At 37.4% G+C, this 14,929-nt stretch carries 14 protein-coding genes and 1 pseudogene; 12 read left to right on the forward strand and 3 right to left on the reverse strand.

What is annotated here, in order from left to right:
• Positions 1-8 precede the first annotated feature (8 nt).
• Positions 9-560: a beta-class carbonic anhydrase gene (locus tag D1B32_RS03920; protein WP_095309769.1), complete on the reverse strand. Its 552-nt coding sequence runs from the start codon at positions 558-560 to the stop codon at positions 9-11.
• Between the two features lie 173 nt (positions 561-733).
• Here D1B32_RS03920 and D1B32_RS03925 point away from each other — a divergent pair, with 173 nt between their 5' ends.
• Entirely contained in the window at positions 734-970 is a 237-nt protein-coding gene (locus D1B32_RS03925) for a FeoC-like transcriptional regulator (protein ID WP_095309766.1), read from the forward strand.
• 130 nt (positions 971-1,100) lie between these two features.
• Here D1B32_RS03925 and D1B32_RS03930 read toward each other — a convergent pair.
• Positions 1,101-1,903: pseudogene (locus D1B32_RS03930) on the reverse strand (TIGR00266 family protein).
• A 541-nt stretch (positions 1,904-2,444) separates the two neighbouring features.
• On the opposite strand from D1B32_RS03930, the gene D1B32_RS03935 reads away from it, so the two are divergent.
• The 6 genes from D1B32_RS03935 (at position 2,445) to D1B32_RS03960 (ending at position 10,298) form a co-directional block, all read left to right on the forward strand.
• Entirely contained in the window at positions 2,445-4,193 is a 1,749-nt protein-coding gene (locus D1B32_RS03935) for an ABC transporter ATP-binding protein (protein WP_118888835.1), read from the forward strand.
• Complete coding sequence (locus tag D1B32_RS03940) at positions 4,193-6,232, forward strand: ABC transporter ATP-binding protein (RefSeq protein WP_118888685.1); 2,040 nt, start codon at positions 4,193-4,195, stop codon at positions 6,230-6,232. The genes D1B32_RS03935 and D1B32_RS03940 overlap by 1 nt, the downstream gene beginning before the upstream one ends.
• A 401-nt stretch (positions 6,233-6,633) precedes the next feature.
• The gene (locus D1B32_RS03945; RefSeq protein WP_118888686.1) at positions 6,634-7,455 is read left to right on the forward strand and encodes a S1C family serine protease; all 822 of its coding nucleotides are present in this window, start codon (positions 6,634-6,636) and stop codon (positions 7,453-7,455) included.
• Between the two features lie 68 nt (positions 7,456-7,523).
• The gene (locus tag D1B32_RS03950) at positions 7,524-8,258 is read left to right on the forward strand and encodes a PRC-barrel domain-containing protein (protein ID WP_118888687.1); all 735 of its coding nucleotides are present in this window, start codon (positions 7,524-7,526) and stop codon (positions 8,256-8,258) included.
• A gap of 505 nt (positions 8,259-8,763) precedes the next feature.
• Positions 8,764-9,492: an RNA polymerase sigma factor SigI gene (gene sigI / locus D1B32_RS03955; RefSeq protein ID WP_379600403.1), complete on the forward strand. Its 729-nt coding sequence runs from the start codon at positions 8,764-8,766 to the stop codon at positions 9,490-9,492.
• Complete coding sequence (locus D1B32_RS03960; RefSeq protein WP_118888688.1) at positions 9,489-10,298, forward strand: anti-sigma factor domain-containing protein; 810 nt, start codon at positions 9,489-9,491, stop codon at positions 10,296-10,298. Before sigI ends, D1B32_RS03960 begins: the two co-directional genes overlap by 4 nt.
• 36 nt (positions 10,299-10,334) lie before the next feature.
• Here the strand turns inward: D1B32_RS03960 and D1B32_RS03965 are convergent, their stop codons facing one another.
• On the reverse strand, positions 10,335-10,568 hold the full coding sequence (locus tag D1B32_RS03965) for a YhdB family protein (RefSeq protein ID WP_095309750.1): 234 nt from the start codon (positions 10,566-10,568) through the stop codon (positions 10,335-10,337).
• Between the two features lie 182 nt (positions 10,569-10,750).
• On the opposite strand from D1B32_RS03965, the gene D1B32_RS03970 reads away from it, so the two are divergent.
• The 5 genes from D1B32_RS03970 to D1B32_RS03990 all read left to right on the forward strand — a co-directional run bounded on the left by D1B32_RS03970 (position 10,751) and on the right by D1B32_RS03990 (position 14,780).
• Positions 10,751-11,356 carry a YhcN/YlaJ family sporulation lipoprotein gene (locus D1B32_RS03970; RefSeq protein WP_095309748.1) on the forward strand — a complete coding sequence of 202 codons (606 nt, stop codon included), beginning with the start codon at positions 10,751-10,753 and terminating at the stop codon, positions 11,354-11,356.
• Between the two features lie 173 nt (positions 11,357-11,529).
• Positions 11,530-12,168 carry a class I SAM-dependent DNA methyltransferase gene (locus D1B32_RS03975; RefSeq protein WP_095309746.1) on the forward strand — a complete coding sequence of 213 codons (639 nt, stop codon included), beginning with the start codon at positions 11,530-11,532 and terminating at the stop codon, positions 12,166-12,168.
• A gap of 22 nt (positions 12,169-12,190) precedes the next feature.
• The gene (locus D1B32_RS03980; protein ID WP_095309744.1) at positions 12,191-12,652 is read left to right on the forward strand and encodes an S-ribosylhomocysteine lyase; all 462 of its coding nucleotides are present in this window, start codon (positions 12,191-12,193) and stop codon (positions 12,650-12,652) included.
• A gap of 33 nt (positions 12,653-12,685) precedes the next feature.
• Complete coding sequence (locus D1B32_RS03985) at positions 12,686-13,606, forward strand: PLP-dependent cysteine synthase family protein (RefSeq protein WP_095309742.1); 921 nt, start codon at positions 12,686-12,688, stop codon at positions 13,604-13,606.
• 19 nt (positions 13,607-13,625) lie between these two features.
• Positions 13,626-14,780 (forward strand): bifunctional cystathionine gamma-lyase/homocysteine desulfhydrase, encoded by a 1,155-nt coding sequence (locus D1B32_RS03990; protein ID WP_095309740.1) that lies wholly within the window; start codon positions 13,626-13,628, stop codon positions 14,778-14,780.
• Positions 14,781-14,929 lie beyond the last annotated feature (149 nt).

Here is a 14,929-nt window from a genome sequence, read left to right on the forward strand (position 1 = left end):
ACCTATTTCTATTCTTTTGTAACAACATCTACTTTACCCGTATCAGGGTTAATAACTAGACCATGCACTTTTACTTCTTTCGGCAGCAATGGATGGTTTCGAATGATGCCAACACTTTGCATGACGGACTCTTCTACAGTTTCAAAACCGTGAAATTCCTCGTCAAGGCTGATTCCACTATGGGTTAATGTGTTTATTTTCTCTTCATCAATTCCACGATTTATCATTGTTTTCTTAAGGGCTTCTGTATCTACATTCGACATTCCACAATTATGGTGACCAATCACGACAACCTCTTCAGCTTTAAGGTTGAAAACGGCAACAAGAATGCTTTTCATGATGCTATCAAACGGCTTACGAATGATTGCACCAGCATTTTTGACCATTTTTACGTCTCCGTTTTGAATGTTTAATGCTTTGTGCAATAGTTCGACTAAGCGTGAATCCATACATGTAAAAACAATCATCCTTTTGTTGGGATATGTATCTGTTTTATATGCTGTATATTGTTTATTCTCCACGAATTGTTTGTTGAACTCTAACATTTCATCTAAATGCATCCAATCAACTCCTACTTTATCTTTTATAAAACTATATCAGTTTTTTGCGCAATAGGAAATAAAAAAGCTAAAAGGCATGACTAAAGCATTATTTTTCTAATAATTCCAAATTGTGATTGTTAGTTAAATAAATATGTTGTATTATGGAAGTAATACTTTAAAGGGGTGAGGAAATGAAAGAATTTGTTCGAAATTGTCGATTGTGCAAAGAACCGATGAAAAGCAGTCCGTTTATGATGTGTCCAACATGCTTAAGGGACAGTGAACAAGTTCGCAACTTTGTCCAGAAAAATCCTCATGTATCGCTTGTAGAAATTTCACGATACACCAAAGTATCGTTGGAAAAAGTAGAAGATATGGTCTATTTAGGCCATAATCGCAAGGGTGAATTAGAATCTGAATTACATTGAGGATCCCCCTTATAAAATATACCAAAAGAGAATAACTCAAATTATTGAGCCATTCTCTTTTTTCATGTAATAGATTTATATCGTGTGAAGTAATGTAAAACAGGTAGAAATTAGAAGAATGTCAATTATGTTATTTACGATCTCCACCTAATAAATCAAATAGTCCGCCTGCAATACTACCTTCCCCTTTAGAATCTGAGCCTGGTCGTTGAGGGGCTGCTGCAAATACTCTGCTTGCAAGTCTGCTAAATGGCAAGGATTGAATCCAGACAGTCCCGGGACCGCGTAAAGTAGCGAAAAATAAACCCTCACCTCCAAATAATGCCGTTTTAATGCCACCAACATATTCAATGTCATAATCAATATTGCCTGTCATCGCGACGAGACAACCGGTATCTACTCGAAGAATCTCACCTGATTTTAAATCTCTTCGATGAATGGTTCCGCCTGCATGGACAAATGCTAGGCCATCTCCTTCGAGCTTTTGCATGATAAATCCTTCTCCACCAAAGAAACCTGTTCCAATGCGCCGTTGTAATGCGATTCCAACAGATACGCCTTTCGCAGCTGCTAAAAATGCATCCTTTTGACAGATTAACTCTCCATTCAATTCACTTAGATCCATTGGAATAATTTTTCCGGGGTATGGAGAAGCAAACGAAACATGTTTTTTACCAGTTCCTTCGTTCGTAAATGTTGTCATAAATAAGCTTTCTCCTGTAACTAATCTTTTTCCAGCTCCGATCAGCTTGCCCATGATTCCACCAGTTTGCTTGGTGGAGCCATCACCAAAAATGGTTTCCATTCGTATTTGATCATCCATCATCATTAAGCTTCCAGCTTCTGCAATAACCTTTCGGACGGGTCTAACTCTACTTCTACAAACTGCATATCATCGCCATATAACTTGTAATCAATCTCATGGTTATTCAATTTTTCCACTCCCTTTTTTATGAATTAACTGTAATACATCATAGAATACGAAAAGGATTCAAAAAATGATTTAAGTATTATATTTTTGTCCAATAATACAAATCCTATTTCGTAATCTCAAAGGAAATAAAAAATTTTCAAAAAACTATTGACGAAAAACTATCTAAATAATATAATTACTTGGGAATTAAAAATGAAACGGAAAAGGAGGTCACTACCATGGAAAAGGTAATTATCATAAACCGAATGAATTTTATATGTACTGTGACCTTCATGAAGGATGCGAATGATTCTTAGCTATTTAAGTATCGGATGAATCATTGAATGGTCACAGATGTCTGTGACCATTTGTATTATAAAGGGGTATTTCTTGTCAGGTGGAAAGTAAACATTTTCTGTCTGAACAAGGCTAACGAAGACACTTGCTATACTCTAGTGAGACCTCTCGTTTTCTAACCTATTTATGTGCACACGTCATAGGCGTGTGCTATTTTTGTGTCTTAATGAAGGGAAAAAAACAAGTAGATTAGAAGGTGAAAAAATGTTTCAGGTATTCAAGAAATTGGATTGGTTTTTTAAGTATTACTGGAAGCGATATGTAATAGCAATTATCTTTTTAATTATTGCAAGTGCGATTGGACTTATCCCCCCGAAGCTTGTCGGGTTAACGATCGATCAAATCCAATTTGGTTCATTAACAATGCAATTATTAGTTGCACTTATTTTAGGATATCTCGTTCTTACTATTATCCATTACGCAATATCCTATTTATGGGATTATACGTTATTTGGCGGAGCTGTAATTCTAGAACGCTGGATGCGAAGTCGATTAATTTCACATTTTCTTAGCATGACGCCAACTTTTTATGGAAAGCATCGAACTGGTGATTTAATGGCAAGATCTACAAATGATCTGAAAGCAATTAGTCAGACTGCAGGATTCGGAGTGCTGACACTTGTGGATTCAAGTATTTTTATGTTAATGATTATTGCAGTTATGGGCTTTACAATTAGCTGGCAGCTAACATTAGCAGCATTATTGCCGCTTCCAATTATGGCGATTGTCATGAATAAATATGGTTCAGCCATTCACGCGCGTTTTACAGAAGCACAAGCAGCTTTTGGAGAAATGAACAATGAAGTACTGGAATCAATTCGAGGAGTGCGTGTTATTCGGGCATTTGTTCAGGAAAAACAAGATGCAGATCGATTTGAAACCAGAACAAATCATGTATACGAGAAAAACATTGAAGTTGCAAAAATTGATGCATTATTCGAGCCAACGATGAAAATTTTAGTTGGGCTATCTTATACAATTGGAATCGGCTATGGTGCATTTCTTGTATTTGAAAGTATCATAACGCTTGGTGACCTTGTTACCTTTAATGTGTATCTAGGCATGCTGATTTGGCCAATGTTTGCTGTTGGAGAATTAATTAACATTTTACAACGCGGTAATGCATCCTTGGACCGTGTAAACGCAACTCTATCCTACGAAGCAGATGTTAAGGAAACGACCGAACCCAAATCTGTTTTCGGTGTTCATTCCATCGATTTCCACAATGTATCTTTCTCCTATCCATCTGTTGAAAGAAAGCAATTGAGTGAAATACTTTTACAGGTGAAAAGTGGTCAAACAATTGGTGTTGTAGGGAAAACTGGAGCTGGAAAAACAACATTGTTTAAGCTTTTACTTCGGCAATATCCTGGAGTAGAAGGAGAGATTAAGGTTTCCGATATCAATTTAAATGCTATTCGATTGGAGCAAATTAGAGACTGGATTGGTTATGTTCCACAGGATCAAATGATGTTTTCCAAATCAATTCGGGAAAATATTCAGTTTGGTAAAGCCGATGCAACCGATGAGGAAATTTTTCGTGTGATGAAGCTAGCACATTTTCTCGATGATATAAAGCAGCTGCCGAATGGGCTGGACACCCAGGTCGGAGAAAGCGGGATTACTTTATCTGGTGGTCAGAAGCAACGTGTTGCGCTTGCACGGGCTTTTATTAAGGACCCAGAGATTTTAATTCTAGATGATTCAATGTCTGCGGTAGATGGTAAGACAGAAGCGAAAATTCTTGCCCATTTAAGAACAGAAAGGCAGCATAAAACAACCTTCATAGCAGCCCATCGTCTATCTGCAGTGACACATGCAGATCACATTATCGTGTTAGAGGATGGAAGAATAGCCGAAGAAGGAACACATGAACAATTAATGCAGTTGGATGGTTGGTATAAAAAGCAGTACCAACAGCAACAGTTGGAGGATGGGGAGGTGGCGATGTAATGAAAAAGCCATCAACAGAAAAGCGATTATTTCACTATGCTTTACACTATAAAAAAAGAATTATCATTGGTTTGTTCTGCTTAATGATAGCTGTTGCGATGGAATTGGCTGGACCGTTCATTGCGAAAATAGTTATTGATGACCATATACTTGGTGTTGAAGGCTATTGGCAGGAAGTTGCGGAAAATGATGATCGCTATACGGTGGATTATGATGGCGGGTCTTTCAAGCGGGTAGACCGCTTAACTGCTTCTGATGAGACAATAGGCGAGGCTGTTACATTGCTTCAAATAGGCACAGCATATCATTTTATTCATGATAGGGCGCCATTAGATGGGAAACGAGATGCGAATGCGAATGATAATCAAATTAGCATTACAACAGCAGAAGGGACGTTTCATTATGGAGGGGAGCGTCTCGCCTTAACAGAAGCTTATCCTTTCTTTAAACCGGAACAACGGCCAATTTTACTACTGCTTGGACTATATATAGGATTGCTTGTCATTGCTGGGATATTTCAATTTTATAAAACATTTCTTCTGCAAAAAGCTGCAAATCAAATTGTTAAAAAAATGCGAACGGATTTATTTGCGCATACACAGCGAATTCCAATTGATTATTTTGTCGATCAGCCTGCAGGAACAATTGTTGCCAGAATTACAAACGATACGGAAGCAATTCGTGATTTATATGAAAGGGTATTAGCGATTATCGTGACAAGTGCGGTATACATGGGAGGGATTTTTATTGCCCTATTTATTCTAGATGCTAAGCTTGCGATGATGTGTCTGCTCATTCTCCCGTTGCTATATGGTTGGATGAAAGCTTATAAATACTTTGGAACAAAATACAATAAGGTTATCCGGAAAACGATCAGCCAAATAAATGGAAATATTAGTGAAGCTATTCAAGGAATGCCGGTAATTCAAGCGTTTAATCGTGAAAAGAAGACAAAAGAGGAATTTGAGGTATTGAATGAACGCAATTATACGTATCAGAAAAAGCTGATTAAATTGAGTGCGTTGACATCATATAATCTTGTAACGGTTATTCGAAATTTGACTTTTGTTGGTTTTATTTGGTACTTCGGCTCTTCTTCGCTTGAACTGACAAGTGTTATATCCATCGGTATGCTTTATGCATTCGTCGATTATATTACAAGATTATTTGAACCAGTTACAGATATTGTGAACCAGCTGCCGCTCTTAGAACAAGCACGTGTTGCTGGTGCGCGTGTATTTGAATTATTGGATCATGATGGAGAAGCTGTAGAGAATAAGCAAATTGAAAAATATCGCGGGAAGATTGTCTTTGATCATGTTTCATTTGCCTATAACGAAAAAGATTATGTTCTAAATGATATCTCATTTGAAATTAACGAAGGTCAGACAGCAGCATTTGTCGGTCATACTGGATCAGGTAAAAGCTCGATTATGAATTTATTATTTCGATTCTATGATGCGCAAAAAGGTTCAATCAGGATTGATGGATACAATACGAGAGATTGGGCGAGGCAGCAAGTAAGAAGTCATATGGGAATCGTTTTACAGGATCCATTTTTATTCTCGGGTACGATTATTTCGAATGTAACGATGAATGATCCGAAAATCAGCAGAGAAGCTGCAATAAGCGCTTTACATGCTGTCGGAGCAAACCGGTTTATTGATAAATTACCGAACACTTATGATGAGGTTGTTACAGAAGGAGGCACCACATTCTCACTAGGAGAACGTCAGCTTATATCTTTTGCACGTGCACTCGCCTTTGATCCGGCTATTTTAATTTTAGATGAGGCAACCGCAAATATTGATACGGAGACAGAGAATATTATTCAGGAAGCATTAAAAGTGTTGAAGGAAGGAAGAACAACACTTGTTATTGCACACCGTTTATCAACAATCCAACAAGCTGATATTATTTTTGTTCTCGACCATGGAACTATCAAAGAACAAGGAAATCATGATAAACTAATTGAACAGCAAGGTTTATATTATCAGATGTACCAAATGCAGCAAGGAAAGGTTAAAGCTGCTGTGTAAATTTGCGTTTGGATGTTCTAGTCCAGCTCCAGCGCTTAAGTGATAGCGAGATTTCCCTCACCTCATGAGACGATAAAGAAGACTTGCGACTGCAAGACATGAGGCTTAGTCGTATTTATACCCTTGTGGTGAAATCGGGAATCGACTCTAGGTAAAGGATGGCCAACTAAACCTTAGTTAAAGCCTACGTTGGCCTCTCCCCTTTACATGGCATGTTTCCTTTTAGATGAACTTGACTTTGCGCCCGTGAGAGCAAAAGTCTTAGATCATCTTATACTTTGGAGTGATCTCCTACGTAAAAATGTTCGATACCTCGAACCACCCTTAAAGTACGGGGCGCAGTCCGTACGTCGCTAAAACGGGCGCTTTTGTTTTCAATTATGTTTCACGCGAGGTGGCTTATGGATCATAAACAAGATAAAAAAGATGATCAACTTGATGGGGACTTATTTGAAGAGTTTGATGACGAGGAATTATATGAGCTTGTACAGGAAGAGCGTAGAAAGGCTTTAGAGCGAGCTCGTCGTTCTGAGGAAGAAAAAGCTCCAAAGCGTTCCTTTCCGAAATGGGCGTTTTGGCTGATCGCCTTCGCTTTAGTATTTAATCTCTTCGCCCTAATACCGCAAACCTTTTCGATACCTGCATTTGATTTTCTCGTTACATCTGCTAAGCTGTCAGCTGAAGAAGATATCCGAACGTTTAAAGAAGCTGTTGTCGTTGTAGAGACAGATAACAGCAAGGGAACCGGATTTTCTATTTCTGCAAATGGCACTATTTTAACGAACCATCATGTTGTTGAAGGAGAAGAGCAAGTGACTGTTGCATTCCCTGAGGATGGTTTATTTACTGCAGAAGTTACCGAACAATTTCCAGAAATTGATTTAGCCGTTCTTGAAGTGAATGAAACAGGACTGCCATCCTTATCATTAGCCCAAGATCCAAATATTCAAGAAAATGAACCCATTCGATTCATTGGTAATCCTTTGCGATTTAATGGAATTGCAAATGAGGGAACAATTATTGGCGATACCCAATTATCCGATTGGAATGAACGTGTATTTATGCTGGATGCTCCAGTCTATCGAGGAAATAGTGGGAGCCCTGTTATTAATCAGAACGGTGAGGTAATTGGTGTTATATTTGCAACGCTTGAACATGAGAACCACGGTAAAGTTGGACTGTTTATATCGATTGACTACTTTCACGAGTATGCCCAGGAATAAGTATTCCTGGGTTTTATTGTTTTTAAGAAGGGTATGTACCTTATAAAACCTTTTGGGGGGTAGACAAAATGATGCGCTTAACATCTCAATTAAAGCAATTTAATATTCACGCAACAGACGGTGAACTTGGAAAAATTAAAGACTTTTATTTCGATGATCGTAATTGGGAAATACGCTATGCAATTGTGGATACAAGGAAATGGCTTCCAGGTAGAAAAGTCCTCTTGTCACCGAATTCCTTTATAGAGGTAGATGAGACGAATGAAAGTGTCAATGTAGAATTCGATAAGCTGATGATCCGAAATAGTCCTCCTGTTCCAGAAAATGAGGATTTAACGAAGGATAAAGAAAATCACTTAATTGATTATTTTGGATGGAACAGTTATACGGATAATGCATTACCTCACGCAGAACGTGGACTGCTTGGTACATTTCCAATTATTGGATTAGAGAATGAACGGCCACCGGAAGAGCCGCATTTAAATCGAAATGGACGATATCATGAGCATGATAATTATTTGCGTAGTGAGGAAGAAACGAACGATTTTAAGGTACACGCGAAAGACGGTAAGATTGGCCGAATTGTAGATATGATCTATGATACGTCTCAATGGATAATCGAGTATATCGTTGTTCGGAGCAGTAAAAGTATTGTTGAAAATGAATTTTATATTTTTCACACAAGACAAATAAACACGGTGGATTGGTTTGAAAAAGATTTATATATCAATGATTCTCTTGAAGGTATTTTAAATAACAAGCCATTTCAGCAAAAAGAGGAGATTTTGGTAAGTTTTGAGTAATTTAGTGTCGTAACGGTAGAAATAGATTCCTTTTAAAGAGCACCTCCTAAGCTAGTAATATGCAGGTGTTCTTTTGTCCTGCTTTTATGAATGTATAATATGTTAGAATAGTTGGAGAAGTAAAATTTTTGCGTTTAATGTATTTAGTTACTGTTTTTTAAAGGAACTGTAATGGAATTGAGATAGCAACCTAATCGGCATTACGTTAACATGGATTAGACTAAAATAATTAGCATTATTTGTCGAAATATATAAAGAAACAAATTGAAAAATACAGATATCGATAATATATGTTTAGAATGATCGTTGTTTTGAAGTTGAATTTTTACCAGACTTTTTGAAATGATTGCTTATAAAATAAAAATAAAAATGAAAATGGTGGGGACATCATATGATATATATACATTGCACTAACGTTTTTAATTCAAATGGACAATTAGACAGCTACACCCAAAAAGGGTATTTAACATACGTATTTTATAATGGACGGAGGTGCTTTTAAATGATGGCAAGTACTTCGGTCCAAGAGCAACCCCTTGAAGAATTAGTAGCATCGATTCAACAAGGAGATACAGCAACACAAAATTATTTATTGCGTACGTATCAACCATTTATTGCAAAATGTGTTTCAGAAGTATGCAAACGATACATAGATCCAAAAAGAGATGATGAATTTAGTATAGGGCTTTCTGCGTTTAATGAAGCTATCTTTTCCTATTCTGCAGATAGAGGATGTTCATTTTTATCCTTTGCAAAGCTTGTTATAAAACGGAAGGTAATTGACTACATTCGGTTTAATCAAAAAAGACTCTCATCCATTTCATTTGATGAGAATTTTGATGAGGAACTGATGGAGAATCCGCTTGAGGTTGCCGTTGTAAAGGATAGGTATAATCAGGAATTAGATGCAGTTTATCGTAAGGAAGAAATTATGGAATTTAAGGAAAAGTTGCGTGAATATAAGTTGACATTGGTTGAACTGTCAGAGGCCTCTCCAAAACATAGAGATGCACGTGATTCTGCAGTCAAAACTGCAAGAATTCTTTATCACGATAAGCATTTAAGTGAATACGTATATCGAAAAAAGAAACTTCCGATTAAGGAGCTTGTAAAAAAAGTGGATGTCAGCAAAAAGACGTTGGAGCGAAATCGGAAATTTATTTTAGCAATATTCATTGTGTTAAGTGGAGACTACATCTATCTTAAGGATTATCTTAAGGGAGTGGGGCAATGAAAAAAGGAATTGTGATGGAACTCCATCGCAACTATACGATTATTATGACCAAAGAGGGTTTCTTTTTAAAAGCGAAGCCATGTAAAAAAGGTGTAATAATCGGAGAGGAGGTCGCCTACGAACCGCTAGATCTCGATAAGCGGCATATTTCCATTTTACAATCTTGGAAGATGTTGAATACACCGTTTAAAACTTTTTTCATGACATGTGTCATATTGTTGTTTTTTCTACCTTTCTATATGTTTTCGGGTGAGCGCGAATCTTATGCGTACGTGACATTGGATATAAATCCTAGTATTGAAATGGAAGTAAATGAGAAATTTAATGTGCAATCAATCCGAGCTTTAAATGACGAGGCTTCATTAATTGTGGAACAATTACCAAATTATCAAGATGAATTGCTGGAAGAGGTAATTGGCCGTATTTTAGATATCAGTGAGCAAACAGGATTAGTAAACGATGAAAAAAATATGATCGTCGGCTTTAGCTTTGCTGATGGGGTACCTGATCAAAACATCTTTATCCCTCTGGAATTGGAGGATTTTTTTCAAAGTATATCTGGATGGGAAATAGCCACATTGCTAATCCCGCAAAAAATTAGAGACCAAGCAAAGGAAGAATCTACTTCGATGAATGAAGTAATGGCATTAAAACTTTTAGAGAAAGATGCTTCAGCGAATGATTTAACATCGATTTCTTCCGATGATAGGGCAATTATTAATACTTTTTTTAACGAGGAAGATATAGATGATAAAAATTCGTCGCATCTGGATGATGAAAAAAGATTTAGTAGCCTGATGAATTAAGATAATGGAAAAGCACAACAAGTGCTTTTCCATTTTTTATACTTCCATCATGACTGGTGGGGTATATTTCATCGCATGGTCTATATAATAAAGCAGTGTATCATGCGTGTTTATTACTTTAGACTGATCCAGTGAATAGTGATAAGCATTTAAAAATTGTTCAATTTTTTTGGAAAGCATATCATCCTTTGTTCGAACCATTAGTACGAGTAGATCATCCCATTGGCCCCACAATGTATAATATAAAGCTTTGTCATAGTCTGGAATCAACTTTTCCCCCTCCTTTATTGAAGACACATTTGTTTAAAGGGTTACTAATTAGACTGCCCGCTTTTTATATATAATGCGTGTGATTTATTTGGTGTGAATGCCATTTAAAGGATGTAGATATTTAAGCATAGGAATGCTCCTCCGTTACATACTAAAAGCAAATCCATAAGGAGGGATTTAGGATGAAATGGAAAGTTTTAAGTATCGCTGCTGCGACTTTTTTAACTTTGACAGCTTGCCAAGCTACAGATAATAACGCTCGAGACAATGCGACTGGACCTAATGACAATATTGAACAAACCCGATTTTACAACAATGCTGGAGAGGGAATGACGAATGTTCGGAACTATACACTAGATCGAAATTCGGAGCAATTCCAAAATCGAGACAACGGGAACAATCGAGCAAATGAGCACAACCAATATGATATATCAGAAGAGGCTGCAGAGCGAATTACGAACGAAGTTAATGATATTGATCGAGCGTATGTATTAACTACAGATAATAATGCATATGTAGCTGCAATACTAGACACGGACAATCGTAATGCAAATCGCGGAACACGTGATAATGGTGGCGAACTTACAGATGAAGTAAAGGAAAAAATTGGAGATATTGTGAAGTCTGTGGATAACGGAATTGATAATGTGTATGTATCCACGAATCCTGATTTTATTGATTTAACGAATAACTATGTTGATGATGTTAATAATGGTGAACCGGTCGAAGGATTTTTCGATCAGATGGGGAATATGGTTGAACGACTTTTCCCACAAAATAGACGATAGTCATAAAGAGTGTTCCTGAAAGGAGCGCTCTTTTTCTTATGGATAAAGATATATCCGAATTGTGAAATAAAAAACTTTGTCATGAGTTGGAACCTGTGGTATAGTACATACATATAATCCTTAGTAATCTTAGTTAGTTACTTTGATTTAATAAACTTCGGAGTTGATCATATATGGGGAGAGAGTTTATTGAGCTATTTGAAGAGTGGGCGGAGGATTATGATAACAGTGTAGTGGGAGAAGACCCACAATATGCAGAGGTTTTTGCTAATTATGATGTAATCCTTGATGCAGTAGTGGATCATAGTGTTGGCAGGGTATTGGAATTTGGTGTTGGAACAGGTAATTTATCCAAGAAGTTGCTGCAAGCAGGGCATTCTGTAATAGGAATTGAACCTTCAAAAGAAATGAGAAACATTGCAAAAAGGAAAATTCCAGGTTTGACGGTTCTGGATGGTGATTTCTTAATCTACCCGGCCCCCACTGGAAAGATTGAAACGATTACAAGTACGTATGCGTTCCATCATCTAACAGATGATGAAAAGGCGATTGCGATTAAACAATTTGCAGAGTTATTGCCACTGAATGGCAAGGTTGTTTTTGGGGATACGATGTTTAAAACGGAAGCCGATAAAAGGATGCAAATAAAAGAGGCAGTGGAAAAAGGGCATCATGATCTAGCAGAAGACTTGAATCGTGAATACTATCCCACATTGGATACAATGAAGAATGCTTTTGAAAAGCATGGATTTGATGTATCATTTAGGCAAATGAATGATTTTGTTTGGGTATTGACTGCAAACAAAAAATAAAAAAGTGGGGAGTAATGAAATAATGACTAAAAAAATGAATGTAGAAAGTTTTAATCTTGATCACACAAAAGTAAAGGCGCCATATGTAAGATTAGTTGGTGTAACAGAAGGTGAAAATGGAGATAAAGTACAAAAATATGATATCCGTTTTAAGCAACCAAATAAAGAACATATGGAAATGCCAGGACTTCATTCGTTAGAGCATTTGATGGCTGAGAATATCCGAAATCATGCAGATAATGTTCTTGATATCGGGCCAATGGGATGCCAAACTGGTTTTTATTTATCGTTAATCAATCATGATAACTATGATGATGTCTTAACAATGCTTGAAAAAACGCTGACAGATGTGCTCGACGCAACTGAAGTTCCTGCGTGCAATGAAGTTCAATGCGGCTGGGCAGCAAGTCATAGCTTGGAAGGTGCAAAGGAAATCGCTAAGGAAATGTTAAGCAAGCGTCACGGGTGGCATGAAGTTTTTTAATAACCTCTAAAATGTAATGTGAGGCGAAACGAAATGGCTCTTTATAATTCAATACATGAACTGATTGGGGATACCCCGTTATTAGAGATTAGAAATTTTAATCTGCCTGAAGCAGTACGTTTATTTGCAAAGCTTGAATTTTTTAACCCGGGTGGTAGTGTGAAGGATCGATTAGGTGTTGCCTTGATTGAGGATGCCATAAAACGTGGGGTATTACGAGAAGGCGGTACAATTATTGAGCCTACTGCAGGTAATACTGGTATTGGACTTGCAATTGCAGCCCTAAATAAAAAATTGTCTGTCATATTTTGTGTTCCAGAACATTTTAGCAAGGAAAAACAGCAGCTGATGCAAGCATTAGGAGCGGAAATTATTCATACACCGCGTGAACTGGGAATGAAGGGTGCTATTGAAAAGACCGAACAATTACTAAAAGAAATTCCAAATAGCTTCTCACCAAAACAGTTCTCAAATCCAGCTAATCCAATGACGTATTATCAGACACTTGCTCCAGAACTCTGGAGGGAGCTTAATGGGAAAGTGGATGTATTTGTTGCTGGTGCTGGGTCTGGTGGAACATTTACAGGTATAGCATCATTTCTAAAGGAAAAAAATCCTGCCGTTAAAACAGTAATTGTTGAGCCAGAGGGTTCTATTATCAATGGCGGCAAATCAGGCCCACATTTGACGGAAGGGATTGGGATGGAATTCCTTCCAGATTATATGAATCGCGAACATTTTGATGATATTTACACGATTACAGATAAGGATGCTTTTATGATGGTGAAGATGCTTGCGGCAAAAGAAGGGTTGCTCGTTGGAAGTTCTTCGGGTTCTGCGATGGCTGCAGCCCTAAATGAGGCAAAACATGCCAAACCAGGAACTACAATTGTTACAATCTTTCCAGATTCGAGTGACCGTTATCTAAGTAAGCAAATATATGAACAATTTTAGAAATTAAGGGGGAATAATCATGCGTGCAAAAACGAAAATGATTCATGGCGGTATAACGGGAGATGAACAAACAGGAGCTGTTTCTGTGCCGGTTTATCAAGTAAGTACGTATAAGCAGGATGAAGTAGGTAAGCATCGTGGATATGAATATTCAAGAACAGGCAATCCTACTCGTCATGCACTGGAGACAGTCATTGCCGACCTTGAAAATGGTAAAGCAGGCTTTGCTTTTGGTTCAGGAATGGGTGCCATGACATCTGTTATGATGTTATTTAACGCTGGAGATCATGTTGTATTAACCGATGATGTCTATGGTGGCTCTTATCGTTTAATGTCAAAAGTGCTTAATCGTTTTGATTTAGAGCATACGTTTACCAATACAAGCTCTTCAGATGAAGTGGAGGCTGCTATACAAGAGAATACAAAGGCAATATTTGTAGAAACACCTACAAACCCATTGTTAAAAATTACGGATATTCGAAAGATGGCTGAGATTGCCAGAAAGCATGATATTCTTTTAATTGTGGACAATACATTTGCAACACCATATTGGCAGCAGCCATTAGATTTAGGAGCAGATATTGTACTTCACAGTGCAACGAAATATATTGGAGGACATAGTGATGTAGTAGCTGGATTAGTGGTTGTAAATACAGAGGAACTTGCAGAACAGCTTCATTTCATCCAAAATTCAGTTGGTGCGGTACTTGGACCACAGGATTCCTGGCTTATTATGCGGGGGATTAAGACGTTGGCTATTCGTATGGAAGCAATTGAGGCAAATACGAAGAAAATCGTTTCGTTCCTGGAAAAACACGAGAGTGTCTCCACTATTTATTATCCTGGACGCGAGACTCATTCAGGACATGAAATTGCGAAGCAGCAGACAACTGGGTTTGGCGGCATGGTGTCCTTTGATGTTGGAAGTGCTGAAAAAGCAGATGAAGTACTTGGTAAGGTAAACTATTTTACATTAGCCGAAAGTCTTGGAGCTGTTGAGAGCTTAATTTCTGTTCCGGCTAAAATGACACACGCTTCAATTCCAGCTGAGCGTAGACAAGAGCTTGGGATCACCGATGGGTTAATTCGTATATCGGTTGGAATTGAGGATGCTGATGACTTGATTGATGATTTAAAAATAGCACTAAGCAATAAACAGGAACAACTCATTTAAATGTGGTTCCGTTTTGAGTTGTATTGACAAAAAATACAACTCAAATGACATTATTGACTAATAAATTAACAAACAAAACCGTCTAGTTCAGACGGTTTTTATTATTAAAATAACGAGGACATTATTGAATTTTTTGAAAGATTATTAAT

The organism is Oceanobacillus profundus, from assembly GCF_003515705.1.
In the GTDB taxonomy this organism is placed as follows: Bacteria; Bacillota; Bacilli; order Bacillales; family Amphibacillaceae; genus Oceanobacillus; species Oceanobacillus profundus.

Bases quoted from the DNA above. Each gene is read 5' to 3' on its own strand.
- D1B32_RS03920 (WP_095309769.1), bottom strand. From the start codon at position 560: ATGCATTTAGATGAAATGTTAGAGTTCAACAAACAATTCGTGGAGAAT.
- D1B32_RS03925 (WP_095309766.1), top strand. From the start codon at position 734: ATGAAAGAATTTGTTCGAAATTGTCGATTGTGCAAAGAACCGATGAAA.
- D1B32_RS03935 (WP_118888835.1), top strand. From the start codon at position 2,445: ATGTTTCAGGTATTCAAGAAATTGGATTGGTTTTTTAAGTATTACTGG.
- D1B32_RS03940 (WP_118888685.1), top strand. From the start codon at position 4,193: ATGAAAAAGCCATCAACAGAAAAGCGATTATTTCACTATGCTTTACAC.
- D1B32_RS03945 (WP_118888686.1), top strand. From the start codon at position 6,634: ATGGATCATAAACAAGATAAAAAAGATGATCAACTTGATGGGGACTTA.
- D1B32_RS03950 (WP_118888687.1), top strand. From the start codon at position 7,524: ATGATGCGCTTAACATCTCAATTAAAGCAATTTAATATTCACGCAACA.
- sigI (WP_379600403.1), top strand. From the start codon at position 8,764: ATGGCAAGTACTTCGGTCCAAGAGCAACCCCTTGAAGAATTAGTAGCA.
- D1B32_RS03960 (WP_118888688.1), top strand. From the start codon at position 9,489: ATGAAAAAAGGAATTGTGATGGAACTCCATCGCAACTATACGATTATT.
- D1B32_RS03970 (WP_095309748.1), top strand. From the start codon at position 10,751: ATGAAATGGAAAGTTTTAAGTATCGCTGCTGCGACTTTTTTAACTTTG.
- D1B32_RS03975 (WP_095309746.1), top strand. From the start codon at position 11,530: ATGGGGAGAGAGTTTATTGAGCTATTTGAAGAGTGGGCGGAGGATTAT.
- D1B32_RS03980 (WP_095309744.1), top strand. From the start codon at position 12,191: ATGACTAAAAAAATGAATGTAGAAAGTTTTAATCTTGATCACACAAAA.
- D1B32_RS03985 (WP_095309742.1), top strand. From the start codon at position 12,686: ATGGCTCTTTATAATTCAATACATGAACTGATTGGGGATACCCCGTTA.
- D1B32_RS03990 (WP_095309740.1), top strand. From the start codon at position 13,626: ATGCGTGCAAAAACGAAAATGATTCATGGCGGTATAACGGGAGATGAA.